Annotated in this window: 21 protein-coding genes; 9 read left to right on the top strand and 12 right to left on the bottom strand. The window is 64.4% G+C overall.

What is annotated here, in order from left to right; translation table 11 throughout:
• Positions 1-28: 28 nt before the first annotated feature.
• The 7 genes from AC0IYS_RS05980 to AC0IYS_RS06010 all read right to left on the bottom strand — a co-directional run bounded on the left by AC0IYS_RS05980 (position 29) and on the right by AC0IYS_RS06010 (position 8,434).
• Complete coding sequence (locus tag AC0IYS_RS05980; RefSeq protein WP_471704312.1) at positions 29-1,018, bottom strand: GlxA family transcriptional regulator; 990 nt, start codon at positions 1,016-1,018, stop codon at positions 29-31.
• Between the two features lie 33 nt (positions 1,019-1,051).
• On the bottom strand, positions 1,052-2,131 hold the full coding sequence (locus AC0IYS_RS05985) for a DJ-1/PfpI family protein (RefSeq protein WP_471704313.1): 1,080 nt from the start codon (positions 2,129-2,131) through the stop codon (positions 1,052-1,054).
• Between the two features lie 101 nt (positions 2,132-2,232).
• Entirely contained in the window at positions 2,233-4,593 is a 2,361-nt protein-coding gene (locus AC0IYS_RS05990; RefSeq protein ID WP_471704314.1) for a lysostaphin resistance A-like protein, read from the bottom strand.
• Positions 4,590-5,330 (bottom strand): ABC transporter ATP-binding protein, encoded by a 741-nt coding sequence (locus AC0IYS_RS05995; RefSeq protein WP_471704315.1) that lies wholly within the window; start codon positions 5,328-5,330, stop codon positions 4,590-4,592. The genes AC0IYS_RS05990 and AC0IYS_RS05995 overlap by 4 nt, the downstream gene beginning before the upstream one ends.
• Positions 5,331-5,417: 87 nt before the next feature.
• A complete protein-coding gene (gene lepB / locus AC0IYS_RS06000) occupies positions 5,418-6,101 on the bottom strand; it encodes a signal peptidase I (RefSeq protein WP_471704316.1) in 684 nt (227 codons plus the stop codon).
• A gap of 63 nt (positions 6,102-6,164) precedes the next feature.
• Entirely contained in the window at positions 6,165-7,931 is a 1,767-nt protein-coding gene (ggt, locus tag AC0IYS_RS06005; protein ID WP_471704317.1) for a gamma-glutamyltransferase, read from the bottom strand.
• Positions 7,928-8,434, bottom strand: a complete 507-nt coding sequence (locus AC0IYS_RS06010) for a hypothetical protein (protein ID WP_471704318.1) — start codon at positions 8,432-8,434, stop codon at positions 7,928-7,930. Before AC0IYS_RS06010 ends, ggt begins: the two co-directional genes overlap by 4 nt.
• 156 nt (positions 8,435-8,590) lie before the next feature.
• Here AC0IYS_RS06010 and AC0IYS_RS06015 point away from each other — a divergent pair, with 156 nt between their 5' ends.
• Positions 8,591-8,857 (top strand): hypothetical protein, encoded by a 267-nt coding sequence (locus tag AC0IYS_RS06015; RefSeq protein ID WP_471708803.1) that lies wholly within the window; start codon positions 8,591-8,593, stop codon positions 8,855-8,857.
• Between the two features lie 74 nt (positions 8,858-8,931).
• Here the strand turns inward: AC0IYS_RS06015 and rpoH are convergent, their stop codons facing one another.
• The 5 genes from rpoH to AC0IYS_RS06040 all read right to left on the bottom strand — a co-directional run bounded on the left by rpoH (position 8,932) and on the right by AC0IYS_RS06040 (position 13,939).
• A complete protein-coding gene (rpoH, locus tag AC0IYS_RS06020) occupies positions 8,932-9,825 on the bottom strand; it encodes an RNA polymerase sigma factor RpoH (protein ID WP_471708804.1) in 894 nt (297 codons plus the stop codon).
• Between the two features lie 349 nt (positions 9,826-10,174).
• The gene (gene ftsX / locus AC0IYS_RS06025) at positions 10,175-11,095 is read right to left on the bottom strand and encodes a permease-like cell division protein FtsX (protein WP_471704319.1); all 921 of its coding nucleotides are present in this window, start codon (positions 11,093-11,095) and stop codon (positions 10,175-10,177) included.
• Positions 11,092-11,748, bottom strand: coding sequence for a cell division ATP-binding protein FtsE (locus AC0IYS_RS06030; RefSeq protein ID WP_090316612.1), 657 nt, complete (start codon positions 11,746-11,748; stop codon positions 11,092-11,094). The genes ftsX and AC0IYS_RS06030 overlap by 4 nt, the downstream gene beginning before the upstream one ends.
• A gap of 60 nt (positions 11,749-11,808) precedes the next feature.
• Entirely contained in the window at positions 11,809-12,873 is a 1,065-nt protein-coding gene (gene ftsY / locus AC0IYS_RS06035; protein WP_471704320.1) for a signal recognition particle-docking protein FtsY, read from the bottom strand.
• Between the two features lie 118 nt (positions 12,874-12,991).
• Positions 12,992-13,939, bottom strand: coding sequence for a MerR family transcriptional regulator (locus AC0IYS_RS06040; protein ID WP_471704321.1), 948 nt, complete (start codon positions 13,937-13,939; stop codon positions 12,992-12,994).
• A 274-nt stretch (positions 13,940-14,213) separates the two neighbouring features.
• On the opposite strand from AC0IYS_RS06040, the gene AC0IYS_RS06045 reads away from it, so the two are divergent.
• From AC0IYS_RS06045 to AC0IYS_RS06080, 8 genes are read left to right on the top strand one after another with little or no spacing between them, the layout of a single operon-like run.
• Complete coding sequence (locus tag AC0IYS_RS06045; RefSeq protein ID WP_471704322.1) at positions 14,214-15,512, top strand: NAD(P)/FAD-dependent oxidoreductase; 1,299 nt, start codon at positions 14,214-14,216, stop codon at positions 15,510-15,512.
• Complete coding sequence (locus AC0IYS_RS06050; RefSeq protein ID WP_471704323.1) at positions 15,502-16,311, top strand: DUF1365 domain-containing protein; 810 nt, start codon at positions 15,502-15,504, stop codon at positions 16,309-16,311. Before AC0IYS_RS06045 ends, AC0IYS_RS06050 begins: the two co-directional genes overlap by 11 nt.
• Positions 16,308-17,570, top strand: a complete 1,263-nt coding sequence (locus AC0IYS_RS06055) for a class I SAM-dependent methyltransferase (RefSeq protein ID WP_471704324.1) — start codon at positions 16,308-16,310, stop codon at positions 17,568-17,570. The genes AC0IYS_RS06050 and AC0IYS_RS06055 overlap by 4 nt, the downstream gene beginning before the upstream one ends.
• A gap of 2 nt (positions 17,571-17,572) precedes the next feature.
• Positions 17,573-18,145, top strand: coding sequence for a chalcone isomerase family protein (locus AC0IYS_RS06060; protein WP_471704325.1), 573 nt, complete (start codon positions 17,573-17,575; stop codon positions 18,143-18,145).
• Positions 18,142-19,431 carry an MFS transporter gene (locus AC0IYS_RS06065; protein WP_471704326.1) on the top strand — a complete coding sequence of 430 codons (1,290 nt, stop codon included), beginning with the start codon at positions 18,142-18,144 and terminating at the stop codon, positions 19,429-19,431. Before AC0IYS_RS06060 ends, AC0IYS_RS06065 begins: the two co-directional genes overlap by 4 nt.
• A gap of 15 nt (positions 19,432-19,446) precedes the next feature.
• Positions 19,447-20,001: a DUF3833 domain-containing protein gene (locus AC0IYS_RS06070; RefSeq protein ID WP_471704327.1), complete on the top strand. Its 555-nt coding sequence runs from the start codon at positions 19,447-19,449 to the stop codon at positions 19,999-20,001.
• Positions 20,002-20,006: 5 nt separating this feature from the next.
• Positions 20,007-20,786: an SDR family NAD(P)-dependent oxidoreductase gene (locus tag AC0IYS_RS06075; RefSeq protein ID WP_471704328.1), complete on the top strand. Its 780-nt coding sequence runs from the start codon at positions 20,007-20,009 to the stop codon at positions 20,784-20,786.
• Complete coding sequence (locus tag AC0IYS_RS06080) at positions 20,783-21,217, top strand: nuclear transport factor 2 family protein (protein WP_471704329.1); 435 nt, start codon at positions 20,783-20,785, stop codon at positions 21,215-21,217. The genes AC0IYS_RS06075 and AC0IYS_RS06080 overlap by 4 nt, the downstream gene beginning before the upstream one ends.
• Positions 21,218-22,012 lie beyond the last annotated feature (795 nt).

Here is a 22,012-nt window from a genome sequence, read left to right on the forward strand (position 1 = left end):
CGGGGGACGGAGTACCTTTGCAGCATTGTTAAACGGCGCAGGCTGAAAAACGGTCGCGGTATTGGCCGGGACTCACACCCAGCTGGCGCTGGAACACGCGGCGCAAATTCTGCTCTTCCACATAGCCCGTGTTGGCCGCGATCGTCTTCAAAGGCAGCGCGGTTTTCTCCAGCGCGCGGCAGGCGGCTTCCAGCCGCATCGCTTCCACCATCTTTGCCGGCGTGCGTCCCAGCTGGGCGGCGTAGGTCCGTGCAAAGGTGCGCGCCGACATGCCGGCTTGCTCGGCGAGGCGTTCCACCGTCAAGGTCTCGCGCAGGTGAGTGGCGACCCAGGCGTGCAGCGCGTCGAAACGTCCGCCCTCATGCGACTGCGCCGCCAGCGGCACGCTGAATTGCGATTGTCCGCCGGTGCGTTTCATGAACACTACCAGCTGGCGCGCCGTTTCGATGGCGATATGGTGGCCGTAATCCTCCTCGATCAGCGCCAGCGTCAGGTCGATGCCGGCGCTGACGCCCGCCGAGGTCCATATCGAACCATCCTTGACGAAAATCTTGTCGGCGTCGACGTCGACGCGCGGATGGCGCTCGCGCAAGCGGTCCACCCATTCCCAATGCGTCGCCGCGCGCCGGCCTTCGAGCTGGCCGGCGGCGGCCAGCAAAAACGCGCCGGTGCAGACGGAGCAAAGCCGCCGCACCAGCGGCGCCCGCCGCACGATCCAGTTCACCAGCGCCGGCGAGGCGTTGAATTCCTGGCCCTTGCAGCCGCCGGGAACGATCAGGGTGTCGATGGCGACGCCGTCGAGCGTGGCGATGGACACCGTCGCCACCGGCAATCCGGCGCTGGTGGTGATCAGGCCCCCGTCGGCGGAAGCGACGAGGGTTTCGTACAGGGCGGGTCCATCGCCCGGATGGCGCTTGCTGGCGGTCGCCAGCGCCTGCAGGGGGCCGCACAGGTCAAGCAGGTTCATGTCGTCGTAGGCCAGCAGCACGACGCGCAGTGTTTGTCTTGAGATGGTCATGTTCATACCTGCCAGTTTATCGTGCTTGCGCGGCTAGGGGACGGTCGCGCGGGCGTATTCGAATTCAAGGGCGACCAGCTTGGCGGTGTTTGATCCATATCGCGTGGCGATTGCGTCCAGCGACTCGTCCAGCGATCTGCCGGGCGGGGTGGCGGTCGACAGGGGCGGCAGCATCCGCAAGCCGTCGATACCCTCGCCGTCGGGCAGCAGCGTCAGGCCGTGCAGGGTAAGCAGCGCCGCCCCGTCCTCCGTGCTCGCCGCGACCGCGTACACGCGGCTACGCTTGCTGCGCGACCAGGCATCGGCGGTATAGGCCAGCGCGATTTCGTCGACGCCCGCCGCCACCGGCAGGCCTAGCTGGTCGACCGGATGGAACCACTGATTGGTGTAGCCGGTGATGTAGGCGCCCAGGTTGGCGCCGAGGCGCGGCTTGAACATGTCGCTGTCGTGCGCCGTGCTCCAGTCGCCGCCGGCGACCTGGCGCGCCACGTCGCCGGCCCGCTCACGCCCGGCGATGGCTTCGACCAGTGCCAGCGCGGTGGGCAAGGCGGCGCTGACGCCGGCGCTGGAAACCATTTTGCCGTCGGCCACGTAGCGGACGTTGTTGATCCATTGCGTATCCGGGTAGTGCTCCTTTCGGTAGGATTCCGTGGCCCAGTGCCCGGTGGCGCGCCGTCCCTTGAACAAGCCGCTGTTGGCCACCACCAGCGCGCCGTCGCAGATACTGACCACGGTGGCACCCTTGGCGCCTTGCGCCGCGACCCACGCCAGCAAAACGGGATCGCTGGACTTCGCGACGGCCGGCACGATCAGATAGTCCGCGCCGTCCGGGAAGCGGGTGTCGAATTCTTCGATCGTCGCCTGTGGATTGATCTTCAGCGCGGGAAGCATCCTCACCGGGCCGGCCTGCGTGGCCACCGCGACCAGTTCGGCGGAACCGGAACGGGCGATGACGCCGTAGGGGATGACGAAGTCGGTCAATTCGGTGCCGTGGTTTTCGGCGATGACGGCGACGACCGGTTTGGCGCGGTCGAAGCGGTTTTGGTAGGGGGCGATTTCCCCGGCGACGGCCACTCGGCCAATCAGCAGGATGAGTACAAACAAAGTGCGCATGACAGTCCCTGACGGTGGTTGGTCAGGAATTATCGAAGATGGGATGTCTGGCGAAATGCCATTAAACAGTCAATTCCTGCCACCACCGCTTTCGCCCGGATTTACAACTGGATCGCGACCATCGCGGCATTGTAAGCCGCGTGCACCAGCATCGGCGCCAGCAGCGTCTTGCTGCGCTCATATACCCAAGCCGTGCACAATCCCACCACAAACACCGGCAACAGCGATAACGCCGGATGCACCGCCGCGAAAACGGCGGCGCTGATGACGATCGCCTGCGCGGCCGGCATCGAGCGTCGCAGGCCGCCGAAAATCAAACCACGGAAGATGAACTCCTCGCACAGTGGCGCCGCCAGCACGGTGAGCGCGAACAGCCACAGGCGCGTGTCGGCGGCCGGCGGCAATGCCGGCAGATGCGCCGCCAGCGACGAGTGCTTGAGCGCGTAAAGATATGCAAAAGCGACGGCGCAGCTGACGGCGATGGCGATGGCCGCATCCCGCAGCGATGCGCCGAGCCGGATGCCGCGCCAGATCACCGGTACGTTTGCCGTTTTGCTGCGCCAGTAGATCAGCCGCACCAGCGCATAGACCACCAGGCCGGACAAACCGAAGGCCAGCGTGATGACATCCAGCCCCGGCGCCTTGGCGTCATCGGCGAGCACCAGCACCAGGATGCCCTGCATGATGAAGAAAGCGGTGGCGGCGATCAAGCCGTCCGAGGTCGATACGCGTGCCGGCGGCGCCGCGGCCGGATCGAGCAGGTAGGGCAGGGCGTCGCGCGCCTTCTGCCACAGGGCCAGCGCGAAGGACGCCGTCAGCACCATCGTGATCAGTTTTTGCGCCCAGTTGTCGCTGTAGATCGACCAGGTGTAAAAGCTCGCCAGCAGCATGTACAGATAGGCATAGGTCGGCCGCACGCGGGTGCGCACTTCCACCGCCGTCGGGTCGCAGGCGAAGACGCCGAGCGAGACGGCGATCATCGAGTAGATCGGGATACCGGCGAGCACCGTCAACGCCAGGACCAGCGCGCGCCAGTCCCACACGTCGGTATGCATGGCGGTGAAGACCAGCACAATCAGCGGGTAGGTCAGCGCCAGCACGCCCCACAGCTTGGCCTTTTCCTTCAATACGCTCTCCATCGGGCGCGGCACCGTGTATAGCAACCAAAGGACGTGGCCTTCGTTGTTCAGCGTCTGAAAGGCCGACAGCATCAGCACATACACGCCGATGCCGAACGCGATCGCGGCGGCCAGGGTGTGGTGCTGGCCGATTTCTCCCATGCTCTTCAGCGTACCGTTGAACACCACCTGGCTACCGACGATGATGACCGGCAGCAGCAGCGTTTGCACCAGGAAGTTGCGGTCGCGGCTCAGTAGACGCAGCTCGCGGCGCTGGATCGTCGACAGCAGCGAGCCGACCGCGGACAACGCGCCGGCTGGCGCCTTGACGGCGACGCGCTTGCCCCGCGTGCTTTCGCGCGAGCTGGAACCGACCACGCCGTTGCGCAGCTGGTAGCGCATCAGCGCCACGCCGCTCCACAACAATACGGCCAGTTGCGCCAGCAGCAGCGCGGCGGCGGATGCGAACTGCGCCAACGTCTGCGCCTGTATCGCCTGAAGCGCCACGCCTGGCGGCGTCCAGATCATCCACGACGGGAATGCCCCCGCCCATTCCATCGCGAAGCCGTCGGCACGCGGCATGCCGAGCGCCATGACCAGATAAATCAGGGGCATATTGAACAGCGAGGCAACCGCCTGCAGATTGCGCAGCTGCGACGCCGGGAGCCACATGCGCAGGCCGGTGTCGGCCAGCGTATGCAGCAGCGCCGCCAGCGGCAGCAGCAGCGCGGTCGCCAGCAGCGCGATCGGCAGCGCGGCCCATTTGAAGCCGGAGTACCAGGCGATCATCACATACGGCGCGGTGAGGGCGACGATGCCGGCGCTGTTGCTGGCGCTGCGTTCGAGCAGCCGTCCCCACAACAAGGTGGAGCGCTTGATCGGCAAGGTCACCAGCCATTCGAGATCCCAGTCCGGCTGCGCCATTTCCTTGCTGCCCAGCGGGAGCAGCACGGCGACCGCGAACAGGATGGTCAGCTCCATTGTCAGCCCGTTGAGCAGCGTGGAATCGAACGGCGCCGCGTGCAGTTCGTCGGCCGCGATCTCGACGTCCACATGCCGCCGCCCCTGCTTATCCACGCTCTGGCAGGCGCTGGCCTCGACCAGCCGGCACTGCATGTTGACGATCACCGTGCGCGCCAGGCTGCCGAACGAGAACGAAAACAGCAACGCCACCACCAGCGTCAGTATCCACATGTTGCCGCGCTTGGCGGCGATGCCGTCGCGCGCTTTCTTCTTTTTGAAGCGGCTGAACATGGCGCTGGCCATGATCTGGTTGGCCTGGCGCGTCAGGCGCATTTTCGCCATCAGCCAAATGGCGCGCGCCGCCGTCGGTTGCCGCATCATTGCGGAGTCTCTGCGCCGGCTTCGTCGGTGATTTTCAGGAAGACGTCTTCGAGCGACCCGCTGGTGGCGGCCTTGGCGCGGATCTCGTCGAGCGTGCCGGTGGCCGCCAGCTCGCCGCGATGGATGATGCCGACCCGGTCGCACAGCTTCTCGGCCATGTCCAGCAGGTGGGTGGAGACGAAGATGGTGACGCCTTGCGCGGCGGCAGCCAGCAGGCGCTCCTGCACTTCGCGCGAGGCGCGCGGATCGAGGCCGTTGATCGGTTCATCGAGGATCAGCACCGCCGGTTCGTGGATCATCGCGCAGGCCAGGCCGAGGCGCTTCTTCATGCCCAGCGAGTAGTTGACGGCGTAGTCCTCGCCGGCTTCCTGCAGGCCGAATTCGGCGATCAGGCGCGCGCTGCGCCCGGCCGCCTCGGCGCGCGAATAGCCGTGCATTTCGCCGACGAATTGCAGGATCTCGCGCCCGCGCAGGTAGTCGTAGAAGATCGGCGTGTCGGGCAGGTAGCCCACGCAGCGTTTAACTTCGGTCGCGTCGGCGTGGCAATCGAGGCCGTCGATGAGCACCTTGCCGCCGCTCGGCACCAGGATGCCCATCATCATGCGGATGGTGGTGGTCTTGCCGGCGCCGTTGGGACCGAGGAAGCCGAACACTTCGCCGCGCCGGACGGTCATCGACAGCGGCTTGACGGCGTCGAAGCCGCCGTAGGTTTTGGACAGGCCCTGGAATTCGATCATGGGTTCTTCGCGGCCACGGCAAGCAGTCCGCAATGTTAAGGAATTGACATTCATCATAACATCGGTCGCGGCGGCGAAGATAGCCTGCTATGGCGCCTTGTATAAGCTCATGCCAAAGCGTTCGGTGCGCGGCAGCCAGTTGCCTTTGATGTCGGCGGAGGCCAGCACGCGCTCGGCGCGGCCGATCAGCAGCGCGCGCGGCACCAGGCCGATGTAGCGCGAGTCCTCGCTGTTGTCGCGGTTATCGCCCAACATCATGTACTGGCCGGGCGGCACGGTGACGGCTGCGAAGTCGCGCCGCGCCATCACCTGCGGCAGGATCTGGATCGCGTGGCTGCGGCTGTCGCCGCCCAGCGATTCGCCAAGGCGCACCGCGTCGATGTCGCCGATGCCTGCGAGGGTTTCGGTGGCGGTGCCGATCGGCGCATAGTCGGCCGGCTTGCCGTTGATGACCAGGCGCTCGTTGCGCATCTCGACGCGGTCGCCCGGCAGGGCGACGATCCGCTTGATCAGCCGCGTGCCGTTCCTGGGCGAGGAGAAGGTGACGATGTCGCCGCGTTGCGGTTCGCCGGTGGCGCCGAGCACGATGTCGGTCAGCGGCACCTTGACGTTGTAGGCCAGGCGGTTGACGAAGACGACGTCGCCCTCGAGCAGGTTGGGGCGCATCGATGCGGAAGGGATCGGATTCCAGTCCGCGACGGCGGTGCGGAAGATCCCGAACAGCATCAGGAACATCAGAAAGCCTTTATTCGCGCGCAGCCATTTGTTCATCACGTCTCCGATTGGTGTGGGGTGGGGGAGACGCCATCATGTGGTGAAAAAATTAATCCGGGCTTAGTGTGGTTTTTTCTGCACAAGCGCGCTGCCGACGCCGTGCCGGCGGCCTTCGCTGACGGCAGTGACGGTGCCGTCGGGATTGAAGACCAGCGCATTGGCGGCGCCGATTTCTTCCGGCGCGGCGCTCCAGCGTTGACCGCTCTTTTCCAGCGCGGTCGCCTGCGCGCTGCCAGGAAAGCCAGGCTCCACATCGGTCGCTTCGCCGTTGCGCTCGGACAGGCGCGGCGCGTTCAGCGCGTCGGGCATCGTCATCCCGAAGTCGATGTGGTTGACGATCGTTTGCAGCACGGTGGTGATGATGGTCGCGCCACCCGGACTGCCGATGGAGAACGCCGGCTTGCCGTTCCTGAACGCCAGGGTCGGCGACATGCTGCTGCGCGGACGCTTGCCCGCCTCCGGCACGTTGGGGCGCGGGCCGGAGAAATCGAAATCGGTCATCTCGTTATTGAGCAGGAAGCCGTAGCCCGGCACCACGATGCCGCTGCCGCCCCAGTCTTCGATGGTGTAGGTGTAGGCGACGATATTGCCGTCCTTGTCCGACACCGTCAGGTGTGTGGTGTGCGCGCTTTCCTTCAGCAGCTTGACCGACGTCATGGGCCGCAGCGGCACGCTCTGGTCTGACTGGAAGGCGTACGGATCGCCGGCCCCCGCCGGCCTGCGCGCCTGCGCCGGATCGATCTGCTGGCGGCGCAGCGCGGCGTAGTCCTTGCTCAGCAGGCCGGCGACTGGCGCGTCGACATACTCCGGATCGGCCAGATAAGCGTTGCGGTCGGCGAAGGCCAGGCGGCTCGCCTCCAGATACAGGTGTTCGGCCTGCGCGCGCGGCATCGCCTTCAGGTCGTAGCCTTCGAGGATGTTGAGCGCCTCGGCGATGGCGATGCCGCCGGAGCCGGGCAGCGGCATGCCGTAAATGTCGTAGCCGCGATAGGTGCTGTGCACCGGCTGCCGCAGGCGCGCTTCGTAGTTGGCCAGGTCGGCCAGGGTCATGTTGCCGCCCCGGACCTGCACGCCCGGCGCGGTGGCCGGGTGGTTGACCGCGTCGACCACGGCGCGCGCCATTTTGCCCGAGTAGAAAGCCTTGACGCCGCCGGCGGCCAGTTCGCGATATGCCTTGGCCAGGTCGGGATTGCGCAGGGTACCGCCGGCCGCGACGGCCTCGCCGTTTTTCAAGTACAGCGCGGCGGTGGCGGGGAACATGCCGAATTTGGTTTTATTCTCGCCCGCCATGCGCGAGAAATTCTCGCTGATGGCGAAGCCGTTGGTGGCGACCGCGATGGCCGGCGCCAGCACCTGCTTGAACGACATCGAGCCGTAGCGGTCCAGCGCCTCGTGCCAGCCGCGCACCGTGCCGGGCACGCCGACGGACATGCCGCTGTCGCGCACCGTTTCGAATTTCATCGGCGCGCCGTTTTCCTGGAACACGGTGGGCGTGAAGCCGGCCGGCGCGGTCTCGCGGTGGTCGATGGTGATGACGCGCTTGTCCTTGGCCAGGTAGATGACCATGAAGCCGCCGCCGCCGATGCCGCAGCTGAATGGATCGGTCACGCCCAGGGTGGCGGCCGCCGCGACGGCGGCGTCGATGGCGTTGCCGCCCTGGTTGAGAATGGACAGCGCCGCTTTCGACGCCGGCTCGCTGATGGTGGCGACGGCGCCGCCGGTGCCGGTGGCGACCGGGGTTTTGGTCCATGCCGGGGACGGCAGGAGGAGGGTGACGATAATCGAGTGGAGGAGGACGGTGCGGGCGGGGCGGGTGTGAGGTGTCATGAGGGGTGCGGTGTTGGGTCTGAGGGTGGCGTGTTGCTCACTCTCAAGCTTACCCGATAATCCGGCGCTGGTTCATTTTTGGCGGGCACCGCTTGCGGCTCGACGCCGGCCAGCGCGAAGGTCAGGCCGTCCTGGGTGATACTGGGTTTGCCGTTGGGCATGCTGTCCGACAGCACGAAGTTGCTGGTCGTGCCATCGGCCTTGGTCAGTGTGAAGCTGTAGCTGATGTAGCCGGCCCATACGCAGACGGCGCCGACGCGGCAGCGGCTGTCGTTGACGCGCTCCAGCTTGACGGTGGGCGCGGTGGCGCCGCCAGCGATGCCCTGGCTGGCGGCCTGGCTGATGACGGCGCTCGCCCCTGGTTGCAGCACGTAGGTGGCGTCGAACGGTTTATTGACGGTGGCGCCGGCGCGGCCGTTGGCGGTACCGCAGGCGTACAGCATGGCCATGACGCCAAATAGCAAGGGCAGGACGATCAGCTGCCGCAGTAGTGTCTTCATCATGTGCGACCTCTTGAATGCAAAGTGGCCATTAGCTTAGCAAAAGTATCATTTTGGCGGCGCACGAACCGCATGCCGCCGTGGTTTCCGCAATAAAGGCCACGCGGGGTGGATAAGCTGCGTAGAATGTCTGCTCTGAATTATTTTTGGATTAAAGACATGAAAAAAACTGGCCTGGCGAAGAGTGATGCCAAAAAATTGATGGGCAAGATGGCCGGGCCGAGCGCGGCGACCTTTGGCAAAGTGGCCGAGGTGGTCGACAAGCGCGAGCAGCGCCGGATCGATCAGGCGGCCGGTTTGGTGCCGTTCGCCGTGAAGCTGAACAGTGATCTGGTGGCGCAGCTGAACGCGCAAGCCAGGGAGCGCGGCGTTGACATGAACCAGTTGGTGGCTGAGTTGTTGACCAAGGGTTTGGCCGCCGCGTAGTTATCCGAAGCAAGATATAGAAAAAGCCGCGTGGTTCGCACCACGCGGCTTTTTTTGCTCCAACCCTCTACGTTTTACACGTAGGCGGCCAGCGAGCCCTTCATTTTCTTCAGCGCGGCCGATTCGATCTGGCGAATGCGCTCTGCCGATACGCCGAACTCGTCAGCCAGCGTGTGCAGGGTCGCGCCGGAGCCGTCGTCGTTGGCCAGCCAGCGCGCTTCGACGATGCGGCGCGAACGCGGATCCAGCTTGCCCAGCGCCTGCTCCAAGCCTTCCGATTGCAGACGGGTGACTTGCTCCGCTTCCAGCACGCGGGTCGGCTCGCTCTGCTCGGACGACAGGTAGGCGATCGGGGCGAACTTGTCGTCCTCGTCGTCGTTCGGCGATTCCAGCGCGATGTCGCGACCGCTCAAACGGGTTTCCATCTCGATCACTTCTTCGCGTTTGACGTCCAGCAGCTTGGCCAGGTTGTCGATCTGCGTTGGGCTCATCGCGTCCAGGCCGGTCTTGTGGCTGCGCAGGTTGAAGAACAGCTTGCGCTGCGCCTTCGTCGTCGCCACTTTGACCAGACGCCAGTTTTTCAGGATGTACTCGTGCATCTCGGCTTTGATCCAATGCATCGCGTACGACACCAGGCGTACGCCCTGGTCCGGGTCAAAACGCTTGACGGCTTTCATCAGGCCGATATTGCCTTCCTGAATCAGGTCGGCGTGCGGCAAGCCATAGCCCAGATAGCCACGGGCGATCGACACCACCAGACGCAGGTGCGACAACACCAGCTCTTGCGCGGCGCCCAGGTCGTTATTGTCCTTGAGGCGCTTGGCGAGCGAGATTTCATCGTCATGCGTCAACATCGGCAGGCGATTAACGGCGGAAATATAGGCGTCCAGGTTCCCCAGGTTGCCAGTGAACCCGAGTCCTAAAGCGCCCTTGTTGGTGGGGACCAACGCGGCAGGTGCGGACATCATAGTCATTTTCATTCCTTCGCTCGAAATTGCCAAGTCTTGTAGTGCCCAGAGGGCCACAAAGACAAAAAATATTGCTTAATTACCATTTCTGCGGAGTGTTATGAACTCTGCAGTTTTCATATATTAGCACTCTCCTCGATTGAGTGCCAATCACCTTATTTTTATCGCCACGATAGGGAAAATACTATCGGGTAGGTCTGAACAATGGCTTTTGATAAACACAGCATGCGCCATGGAGCTTAGGCCTGACTTAATGGGAGATCGGGGGGAGATGTATCAATGGTAGGCGGGTGCGGCGGCCGTTTCCGTGCGCGGGCGCACGGAAAGGCGGACAGAATTAACTCAGCAATTAATTCAGGCGGGACAGGTGACGCTGCACCGACAGCAGCGCGGCGATCAGGCCCAGGCCGGCCGAGAGGGCCAGCAGAAAAGCCATCATCATCGGTTGCAGCGGGGTGAGCTGGAACTCGGAGGCGTACAATCTTGCGAATTCGGCAATCGCGACGTTCAACGGGCGCAGCGCCAATGCCACCGCGCCCAGCGCCAGTCCGCCGGCGCACAGGCCCAGCAGCGCGCCGGTGTAATAGAAGGGCCGGTGGATGAAGCTGTCGGTCGCGCCGATCAGCTTGGATACCAGGATTTCCTCGCGCTGCGTCATCACCTGCAGGCGGATGGTGTTGAAGATGACGGCCACCACCACGGTGCCAAGGGTAACCGCCAGCAACAGCAGTCCCAGATGCAGGATATTCAGCAGCGCGGCCAGCCGCTTGACCCAGGCCGAGTCGACCTGCACCGTATCGACGCCGGGCAGGGCGCGGATCTGCTCGGCCAACTGGTCGACGTCGCCGCCGGACTGGGCCAGGCGGAAGGCGTCGAGCTTGAGCACATAGCTGTCCGGCAGCGGGTTTTCGCCGAGCGTGGTCAGCACGTCGGCCAGGCCGCTCTTTTCCTTCATGCCTTCGAGCGCTTTTTCACGCGAGGTGAAGATGATCTTGGCTTGCTTGTCCGGCAAGGTCTGGCGCAGCTGCACGGCCAGCGCCTCGGCCTGGTCGCGCGGCGTGTCCTGCTTGACGAAGACGCTGATTTCCGGATCGACGGACAATTGCTCCGACATGGGGCGCACGTTGTCGAGCAGCGTCACGCCGGTGAAGGGCAGCGCCAGTGCGATCGCCACGACAATGATATTGAACAGGAAACTGCCCGGCGAGCGGCGCAGATGCACCAGCGCGGCGGACAGCGCGTAACGGTGTTGGCGGAACCAGTACGTCATGCCGCCACCTCCAGTTGACCCTGGTTGAGATGGATGACGCGCGCGGCGGCGTCGAGCATTTGCTCGTCGTGGCTGGAAATGAGGCAGGTGACGCCGACCGAGTGGAAGGCCTTGAGCGCGTCGAGCACCTTGTTGGCGCTGGCACGGTCGAGGTTGGCGGTCGGTTCGTCGGCCAGGATCACCTGCGGCCGGTTGACGATGGCGCGCGCGATCGACACGCGCTGCTGCTCGCCGCCGGACAGGGCCAGCGGGTGCGAGCTGGCGCGGTCGGCCAGGCCGACCTTGTCGAGGGCGGCGCGGGCGCGTTGCTCGGCCTGGTGGTGCGAGGCGCCCGTCACCAGCAGCGGCAACATCACGTTGGCGAGGATGGTGCGATCGTTGAGCAGGCGTTGTTGCTGGAAGATCAGTCCGAGATTGCGGCGCAGAAACGGCACGGCGGCCGGCTTGATGCGGGCGATGTCCTGGCCGTTGACGATGACGTGGCCGGCGGTGGGCCGCTCGATGGCGGCGATCATCTTCAACAGCGTGGATTTGCCGGCGCCCGAAGGGCCGGCAAGAAACACCAGTTCGCCTTTTTCTACCGTGAGCGAGATGTCGCGCAGCGCCATCGCGTCGGGGGAGTATTGTTTCGAGACGTTCCGGAATTCGATCATGTAATGGGGGGTTATCCGAGCAATTATGTGGGCAACTATCGTGGCAACCGCGGTGGCAAACTACGGCAGCAAGGCGTCGACGAACTCGGCGGCCACGAACGGCTGCAGGTCTTCGATTTTTTCGCCGATGCCGATGAAATACACCGGCACCGGACGCACGCGGGCGATCGCCGCCAGCACGCCGCCCTTGGCCGTGCCGTCCAGTTTGGTGATCACCAGGCCGGTCAGCTTCAGGGCGTCGTCGAAAGCTTTCACTTGCGCCAACGCATTTTGCCCGGTATTGCCGTCGATAACCAGCAGCGTTTCGTGCGGTGCGCCGTCCATGCCCTTGCCGATGACGCGCTGGACCTTCTTCAACTCTTCCATCAGGTGCAACTGGGTCGGCAGACGGCCGGCGGTGTCGATCATGACCACGTCGAGGCCGCGCGCCTTGCCGGACTGCACGGCGTCAAACGAGACGGCCGCCGGGTCGCCCGACGCTTGCGAGATGACGGTGATGTTGTTGCGCTGGCCCCAGACCATCAATTGCTCGCGGGCGGCCGCGCGAAAGGTGTCGCCGGCGGCCAGCAGCACCGACTGGCCGTTCGATTGCATGTGCTTGGCCAGTTTGCCGATGGTGGTGGTCTTGCCGGCGCCGTTGACGCCGGCGATCATCATCACCATCGGCTGGTGGCGGCCCAGCTCGAACGGACGCTGAAGCGGGGTCAGCAACTCGACCATCAGCTGCTTGAGCGCGGTCTTGACGGCGGCGGCGTCGAGCAGCTTGTCGTCCTTGACCTTTTGCTTGAGGGCGTCGAGCAGGTATTCGGTGGCGTCGACGCCGGCGTCGGACATCAGCAGCGCCGCTTCGAGCTCGTCGTACAGGTCGTCGTCGATCTTGGCGCCGACGAACAGCAGCGACAGGTTATTGGAGGTTTTGGACAGGCCGGCCCTCAGGCGCGTCATCCAGGACTGCTTCTGCGCCGGCTCCTCGATCGGCATCAGCGGCTCGGGTAAATAAGCGTCGACGGCGGAAGTGGTGCTGGGGGCAGGGCTGGAAATAGCGCTACCAACGGGCGCCGGCGCGGGGATCTGGACCTCTGGCGCCTCGGGGGCGACAGGTTTTTTCTTGAAGAAACTAAACATGGATATGTGGTTGGGGGCGCTTCAAGCTGATGCCCGGCAGCGCCGGACACGGGGAAATGCGGCTATTTTACCAGAGCGCGGCCGGGCGGCCGTGGGCCGCTACCGGAATGACAACTTTTCAGCCCGTGGCGACGTTGGCGTTGCGCATGCGCCATTCGGTGATGGCGGCGCTGATGTCGGCCAGCGCGAACACCCGCACATAAGACGGACGGCGCCGTTTGAGCGCGGCGTTGCCGCCGCCGGCCCACAGTTCGACGCTGCCGTTGAGGCGGGTATGCAGCTCGGCCAGGCCGTCGAGCGCCTGGCGCGGATTCATCGCCGCCGAGAACGACAGCGCGATGATGTCGACCCGCTGCACTCGCGCCGCCTCGACGATGTCGAGCAGCGGCGTTTGCACGCCCAGCGAGATGCAGTGCGCCCCTTCGGCCACGCACATGGCCTCGGCCATCAGCAAGCCCAGCCCGTGGCGCTCCTGCGGCAGGGTGGTCAGCATGATGCGCGGCGCGCCCAGGTTGCTGGCGGCCGCCTGCGGCATGGCGAAGATGGCGCTGCGCATCACCACCGTCAGCGACTCCGTATACAAGTGTTCCTCGAACGTGGCCAGCTGGCCGCTGGCCCAGGCGTCGCCGACCAGGGTGGTCAGCGGGGCGACCAGGTCGATGACGAAACTTTTCAAGCCCATCATCAGCAAGGCCTGCGACAACTGGCGGCGCAGCGCTTCCATCTGATGGGTTTTGCACAAGTCGAGATAGCGCTGCAGCTCGGGCGGCGGCAGCGACGGGCCGTTGACGCCGCCGGTGGCCTGGCCGGTCAAGGTCTGCAATTCCTCGGCGCTGAACTGGATCACCTTGCCCGGACGGAAGCCGAGGTCGATCAAGCGCTTGACCAGACGCAGCTTTTGCACCTGTTCAATCGGGTAGACGCGCTCGCCGTTGGGGTCGCGCAGCGGCTGGGGAAAGTCGTAGCGACGTTCCCATACCCGCAGGGTTTCCTTGGCAACGCCGGTGTCTCGCTCGACGTCGCTGATCGTGCTCGGAACTGGTTGTGAAGAAACGGTAGTTGTCATTAGAGAATCTTAAGCGTCTGCCGTCGTTCGACAGTCGCGAGTGTTGGCACAGGGTCGGGGTGCACGGCGCTGGAAGCGGTTCTGATCCGGCGCGACCTGCATTTTACCTTCGTTTTGCCTCAAAAGTTTCCACATCCAAAGCTCATCTGCGTGCGTATAAGCAGTACTAAAGAGCTTGTCCACGACATGCAGTTGACATTGAGAACTAATTAACTGATTATCGCCTTTGCCCATGAGTTGTCCTGGACAAAATATTTTGTAACGGTGGAAAATAATGAAAATAGCTGTTGTTGGCAGCGGAATTTCCGGGCTCTCCTGCGCTTATCGTCTGGTGCAAGCTGGTCACGAGGCGGTGCTGTACGAGGCCGGCGGGTATTTCGGCGGCCATAGTAATACCGTGGATGTGACTTTTGATGGTGAAACCCATGGTGTCGACACCGGTTTCCTCGTTTTCAATCACCGTACCTATCCTCATCTGACCGCGCTGTTCGCCGAGCTGCAGGTCGACACCGCCGCCAGCGACATGGGCTTTTCCATCAAATTGCCGGTCGGCGGCCGTCTGCTGGAGTGGGCCGGCGGCAATCTGGACCAGGTTTTTTGTCAGCGAAGCAACTTGTTGCGTCCGGCTTTCCTGCGCATGCTGCGCGACATACTGCGTTTTAACAAAGCCGCCACGGCGCTGGCGCAAACGCCGCAATCGACGCCGCAGATTTCCCTTGGATCATACCTTGATGCGCAGGGTTACAGCGCACAGTTTTGCGATTGGTACTTGTTGCCGATGGCGGCGTGCATCTGGTCGTGCCCGTCCGAGCAGATGCTCGCCTTCCCGCTGGCCAGTTTCGTCCAGTTTTGCCACAACCACGGGCTGCTGCAGGTGAACGACCGGCCGCAATGGCGCACGGTGCGCGGCGGCTCGCGCCAGTATGTCGAGCGCCTGCTGGCCGGCATCCCCGAGCGGCATTTGAATATGCCGGTGACGGCGATCGCGCGCACCGCGCACGGGGTAGCGCTGCGCTCGGCCCAGGGCAATGCGCTGTTCGACGAAGTGGTGCTGGCCACGCATAGCGACCAGTCGCTGGCGCTGCTGACCGACGCCAGCGACGAGGAGCGCGGCGTGCTGTCAGCGGTGGGCTACCAGGCCAATCGCGCGGTGCTGCACACCGACACCAGCTGCCTGCCGCAGAACCGCAAGGCCTGGTCGGCGTGGAACTACCAGGGCAGCGGGGACGGGCAGGCGGGCGGCGGGCCTGCGCGCGTTTGCGTGCACTACCTGTTGAACAAACTGCAGCCGTTGCCGTTCGAGCAGCCGGTGATCGTCTCGCTCAATCCCCTGACGCCGCCGGATCCGCGCAAAGTGCTGCGCGAATTCGATTACGCCCACCCGGTGTTCGACGCGGCGGCGGTCGAGGCGCAACGGCGGCTGCCGCGCATCCAGGGTCGCAACCGCGTGTGGTTCGCCGGCGCCTGGACCGGTTACGGCTTCCATGAAGACGGCCTCAAATCGGGATTGTCGGTGGCGTCAGCCATTGCCGCCCGCGCGCAGCAGCTCACCTTTGGCTCCCATGCCGCCTGACCTGTCGACAGCCCCGGCCGCGCCGCAGCTTTGCTTCGGCCAGGTGCGGCACCAGCGTTTGCGGCCGGTGCGCCATGGTTTTCAGTACGGGATGTACTTCGTGCGCTTGCCGCTGCGGACGCTGGGCCAACATGAATTCGGCTGCCGCCTGTTCGCGCGCAACCGTTTTAATCTGCTGTCGTTCCACGACGCTGACCATGGCGACGGCCGCCAGCCCTTGTTGGCGTGGATCGATGGCCTGCTGGCGGCGGAGGGCGTGCACGATGCCGACGGCGAGGTCTGGCTGCAAACCATGCCGCGCGTGCTGGGCTACGTGTTCAATCCCGTCTCGTTCTGGTTCTGCCATCGCCGCGACGGCACGCTGCGCGCCATCGTCGCCGACGTGCACAACACCTTCGGCGAGCGCCATTGCTACCTGCTGGAGAACGGCGGCGCCATCGGCGCAGGCGAGGAACTGGCGGCGCGCAAGATCTTCCACGTCTCGCCGTTTTGCGATGTGCGGGGCGGCTACCGCTTCCGCTTTTTTTGGGGCCGGCGTGCCTCCGGCCCTTATGCCGGCCAGGAACACACGCTGGCCAGCATCGATCACGACGACGAGGCCGGACCGCTGATCGAAACCAGCCTGTCCGGCCGCGCCGGTCCGCTGGACAACCGCAATACGGCGCGCGCCTTCTTCACGTATCCGCTGATGACCATCGGTGTGATCGTCCGCATCCATTGGCAGGCCGCCAGGCTTTGGCTCAAGCGCGTGCCATTCTTTTCAAAACCACTACCGCCTCAACAGAAAGTATCACGATGAGTACAGAATCCCTCGCCACCGCGGCCGCGCCGCTGTCGGCGCCATTGCCGGCGCCCTTGTCCATCCAGGCGCCCGCGCATGGTGGCGCCATCCCGGCGGCCGCCCGTGTGATCCTCAAGATGCTGCGGCGCCTGAAGCACGGCGCGCTGTTGCTGCAGCGGCCAGACGGCGGCTTCGAGGTGTTCGGCGACGGCTCCTTTCCGATCGCGCTGGAGCTGAAGAACTGGAATCTGTGCGGCGCCGCCATGCGCTCCGGCGATATCGGCTTCGCCGAGGCGTTCATCGACGGCGACTGGAAGACCGATAACCTGAGCGGCTTGATCGAACTGTTGATACGCAACCGCGACGAGTTCGAGCAGCTGGTCTATGGCAGCTGGTGGGGCAGCCTGCTGTACCGGATCAAGCACCTGATGAACCGCAATTCGCGCGCCGGCAGCCGCAAGAACATCCACGCCCATTACGATATCGGCAACGCGTTCTATCAGCTATGGTTGGACCCGACGATGACGTATTCGAGCGCGATCTTCCGCGACGGCGACGGCGGCGACCTGGCCACCGCGCAGCTGGCCAAATACCGTCGCATCGTCGGCGCCTTGAACCTGGGGCCGGGCGCGCGCGTGCTGGAAATCGGTTGTGGCTGGGGCGGTTTCGCCGAGACGGCTGCGCGCGAGGCGCGGGCGCACGTCACCGGACTGACCTTGTCGACCGAGCAGCTGGGGTACGCAAAGCAGCGGCTGGCCGGGGCCGGACTGGCCGCGTCGGCCGATTTGCGCTTGTGCGATTACCGCGATTGCGACGGCCAGTTCGACGCCATCGCCTCGATCGAGATGTTCGAGGCGGTCGGCGAGAGCTATTGGCCCAGCTACTTTGCCTGCGTGGCGCGCAATCTGAAGCAGGGCGGGCGCGCCTGCATCCAGACCATCACCATCGACGACGGTTTGTTCGAGCGTTATCGCAAAGGGACCGACTTCATTCAGCAGTACATTTTCCCCGGCGGGATGCTGCCGTCGCCGTCGGAGTTCCGGCGCCAGGCGGGCCTGCATGGTTTGCGGGTGGTGGACGAATTCTGCTTCGGCATCGATTACGCCGATACGCTGCGGCAGTGGCGCGCCAGCTTCCTGGCCCGCCGCGCGGAGGTGGAAGCGCAGGGCTTCGACCAGCGCTTCATGCTGACCTGGGAGTTTTACCTGGCCTATTGCGAAGCCGCCTTCCGCGCCGGGAACACCGACGTGATGCAGTTCACGCTGGTGAAGGATTGAGGGTGCCCACGGCGTCGCGGGCCCGGTGTTTTGCCATGGCGGCGCTGTGCGCGCTGATGCTGGCGGCCGGGCCGTCCTCCCGTGCGGCGGAAGCGCCGGCCCACGTCGAGCGTGAGCTGGGCGCCGCGCGGCTGGCGGGGCAGGGCGTGTTCACTTATTTCGGGCTGTCGATCTACACAGCCGAATTGTGGGTAGGCCCCCAGGGATACCGGCCGGCGGCAAAGGACGCCGCGCCCTACGTGCTGGATCTGCGCTACGCGCGTGCGCTGGACGGCCGCAGGATCGCCGAGGCCAGCGCCGCCCAGATGGAGAAGACAGGCGCGGGCAGCGCGGCGCAGCGTGCCGCATGGCTGGAAAAGATGCAGGCGATCTTCCCGGACGTGAAGGAAGGCAGCCGCTTGAGCGGTCTATTCCTGCCCGGTGAGGGCGTGCGCTTCTACCGCGACGGCAAGCCGCTGGCGACGGTGGCCGATCCGGCCTTCGCCCAGGCCTTCTTCGGCATCTGGCTCGATTCCGCCACCACCGCGCCCAAGCTGCGCGAGGCGCTGCTGCGCGACGCCGCGCCGAAACCGTGAATCGCGATTCCGCGCCCGCCGTCGTTGCCGCCGCCACGCGTGCGCCATCGCTGTCGTTGATGGCGATGCTGTATTACGGCTTGTTCGGCCTGCCGCTGGCGATGCTGGCGCTGCCCATTTATGTGTACGTGCCGCAGTTTTACGCGCAGCGCGGCGCGTTGACGCTGGCCGTCATCGGCGCCGCGCTGCTGGCGGCGCGCACGGTCGCGGCGTTCATCGATCCGCTGCTGGGCTGGTGGATCACGCGGGCGGGCGGCGCCTATCGGCGCGCGGTGCTGATCGCGCTGCCGCTGCTGATTGCCGGCTACGCCATGCTGTTCCACCCGCCGGCGCTGACCGGCGTGCCGGCGCTATGCTGGTTCCTGCTGTCGCTGATGCTGGTGTACACCGGCTTCAGCCTCGCCACCATCGCCCATCAAAGCTGGGGCGCCGCATTGACCCAGCTGCCGGGCGAGCGCTCGAAGCTGGCGGCGGTGCGCGAGAGCTGCGGTCTGTTCGGCGTGATGATGGCCGCCGTGCTGCCCGCCGTCTTCGATTACGACGCGTTGAGCTATGCCTTTGCCGCCACGCTGCTGGCGGGCGCCGTTTGTCTGTTATATAGGGCTCCCCAGCCACCCCGGGCCATGCGGGACGCGGCAGCGGTAGCTCCCTTGCGCTTTGCCGAGCTGTCCGCGCCGTTCCGGCAGCGCCGTTTCCGCGCGCTGTTCCTGGTGCTGATGGTGAACGGCGTCGCCGCCTCGATACCCGCCACGCTGTTCCTGTTCTTCGCCGAGGACCGCCTCAAGCTCGGTTCCAACGCCGGCCTGTTCCTGTTGCTGTACTTCGCCAGCGCGGCCGCTTCGATGGCGGCGTGGCCGGTGGCTGCGCGGCGCCTTGGCGAGGCGCGGGCCTGGGTCGCCAGCATGCTGCTGACGGCCGCCGTCTTCGTCTGGGCGTATTGGCTGGGGCCCGGCGATGTCGTTTCGTTTGGCGTCATCTGCGCCATTTCCGGCCTGGCGCTGGGCGCCGACCTGGCGTTGCCGCCTGCGTTGCTGGCCGGCGTCATCGCCGGCGCCGGCGACAGCGGCCGGCGCGAGGCGGCGTATTTCGGCGTATGGAACTGGGGCGTGCAAATGACCCTGGCGCTAGCGGCCGGTGTCGCCTTGCCGGCGCTCGAATTACTGGGCTACACGCCTGGCACGGGGCAGGGCCTGGGCGCGCTGTCATTCGCCTATGCGTTGCTGCCTTGCTGTTTAAAACTGATTGCGGCCGCGCTGTTGTGGCGCGCGCCGCTACGCGATTGCTGAATTGGAGACCACACAATGAAAATTACCCGCCTTTGCGCCGCCGCCGCGATCACCTGCGCGTTTTTGCTGAACGGCTGCTCGCTGCCGGTGCAGCCGGACCACTACGCGCAGGAGGCGCCCAAGCTTGATATCCAGCGCTACTTCAACGGCACGCTCGACGTCCACGGCATGTTCCAGAACCGCGCCGGCACGGTGGAGAAACGCTTCACGGTGCTGATGCGCTGCAGCTGGAACGGCGACGTCGGCACGCTCGACGAGGAATTCGTCTATTCGGACGGCACCAAGCAACGGCGGGTCTGGACCTTGCGCAAGACCGCCGAGGGCCGCTACATCGGCACCGCGCCCGATGTCGTGGGCGAGGCGAAGGTGGAGGTGTCGGGTAACGCGATGCGCTTGCAGTACGTGCTGGCGCTGCCGGTCGGCGACAAGGTTTATAACGTCGACTTCGACGACTGGATGTATCTGATCGACGACCGAGTGATGCTCAACCGGGCGCAAATGAGCAAGTTCAATGTCGGCCTGGGCAGCCTGACGGTGGTGTTCAACCGCCGTTCCGAGCAGGTGCGGTGATGGCGATGAACCATGTCATCGACGACTGGGCCGATCAATATGTGTGGATCGTCGGCGCTTCCACCGGCATCGGCGCCGCCACGGCACGGCTGCTGTTGGCGAAGGGCGCGCACGTGGCGTTGTCGGCGCGCCGGCAGGATGCGCTGGACGAGCTGGCGGCCGCCGATGCCGATGCCATGCCCAGGACCCTCGCGGTGGCGCTGGATGTCACCAATCACGCCAGCGTGGCGCGCGCGCGCGACGAGATCCTGGCCAGCTGGCCGCGCATCGACCTGGTGCTGCTGGTGGCCGGCGGGTATAACGAAATGCGCGCCGACAGCTTCGATCTGGAAAAAGCGAATCAGCTGATCGATCTGAATCTGCGCGGCGTGTTCAATTGCCTGGCGCCGGTGTTGCCGATGCTGATCCGGCAGGGCAGCGGCGGCATCGGCATTGTCAGCTCCGTGGCCGGCTACAGCGGCTTGCCGAAGGCGCTGGTCTACGGTCCGACCAAGGCGGCGCTGATCAATCTGGCCGAGTCGCTGTACTTCGATCTGCACCCGAAGGGCATCGCCGTGCATCTGATCAATCCGGGTTTCGTCGATACGCCGCTGACCAAGGGGAATGATTTTCCGATGCCGGGACTGATGCAGCCGGCCGACGCCGCGCGGGAACTGGTGCGCGGTGTCGAGCGGGGGGCATTCCACATTCACTTTCCGCGCAAGTTCACCAATACGCTGCGCTTCGCCCGGCTGCTGCCGTATCGACTTTACTTCTGGCTGATCGCCAGGGTGACGCGCTTATGAGCGATATGCAAGCGGCTTTGCGCCGCCTGATCGTGTTTTACGAGACGCTGACGCCGGCGGCGGTGTCGGGGATCGCGGAGGTTTACGCGGCCGATGCATTGTTCAAGGATCCGTTCAATGAGATTCGCGGACATGCGGCCATCGTCAAGGTCTTCGAGCATATGTTCGTGCGCCTGCGCGAACCGCGTTTTGTCGTCATCGAGCATATGGGCCGGGGCGACCAGGCGTTTTTGACGTGGGAAATGCAATTCCGCTTCGTGCGCTGGCCGGAACAGCCGCAGGTCATTCGCGGCGCCACGCATGTGCGGTTCGATGCCGATGGCAAAGTTGCGCTACACCGGGATTACTGGGACGCGGCCGAGGAGTTGTACGAGAAGCTGCCGGTGCTGGGCGCGCTGATGCGCTATCTAAAACGCTCGGCGTCCCGCTAGTCGCGCCGTCCACTACGGCGCCGGATATGAGTTTTGCTCATGCATAAAAGAGCGCTGGCGCAAGCACGATCGCCCCGCTTTGGGGCGATAACGTGTCGAATTGGTGCGTGATGTGTCGTTTCTGTGCAACACGTAGCAATTTCTTACAAATTCCTGATGCACCGCAATAGTTGCCCTACGGACAGAATTTATGACGAGTTTACTCCTGTAACACTACGATCATCGTTGGTTTGGAGGCTATTTTGCTGTATTTCCAAGCCAAACGATGTCGCTGGTTGTTAGCTTATTACCATGGAGTGCGCAGGTCCGCGCAGGGGCTTCAGTATAAAATAGCGCCAGAAATAGCAAAGTGGCTATTTTTACTTGGTCCGACAACGATGTAGTACGCATGCATTGATCTTGCATTTGTCACTAGGGCGGCCCGCAAAACGGGTTGCTGCATGAAGTTCATCGTGCGGAAAAACTGGGCTAGTTCGCTTGCTCGGCATGAAATATTGCGATGCGTTAAAATACGGGTGTTTTGAAAATCTGACAAGGACAGGGACGTTGGACTATGAACGTTTTTGCACTTGATGGAGTCGTCAAGCATCAGTATAGTGCCGCCTCCGGTGCGTTTGCGCACCGCGAACCTGCGAGCGTCGATTAAATCGGCCGCAACTTAAGTGAGCGCGTTCCGCCTGATGGGACCGCACAGTGGCAGCTGGGGAGTTTGCCCTCACGCACATACGGCGCCTGCTGGTGACGCCGATAAGCACCGTATTTAGCCGCACTACTAGCTATACCTTTTTACAGCAA

It is taken from the genome of Duganella sp. AC237 (assembly GCF_979254035.1).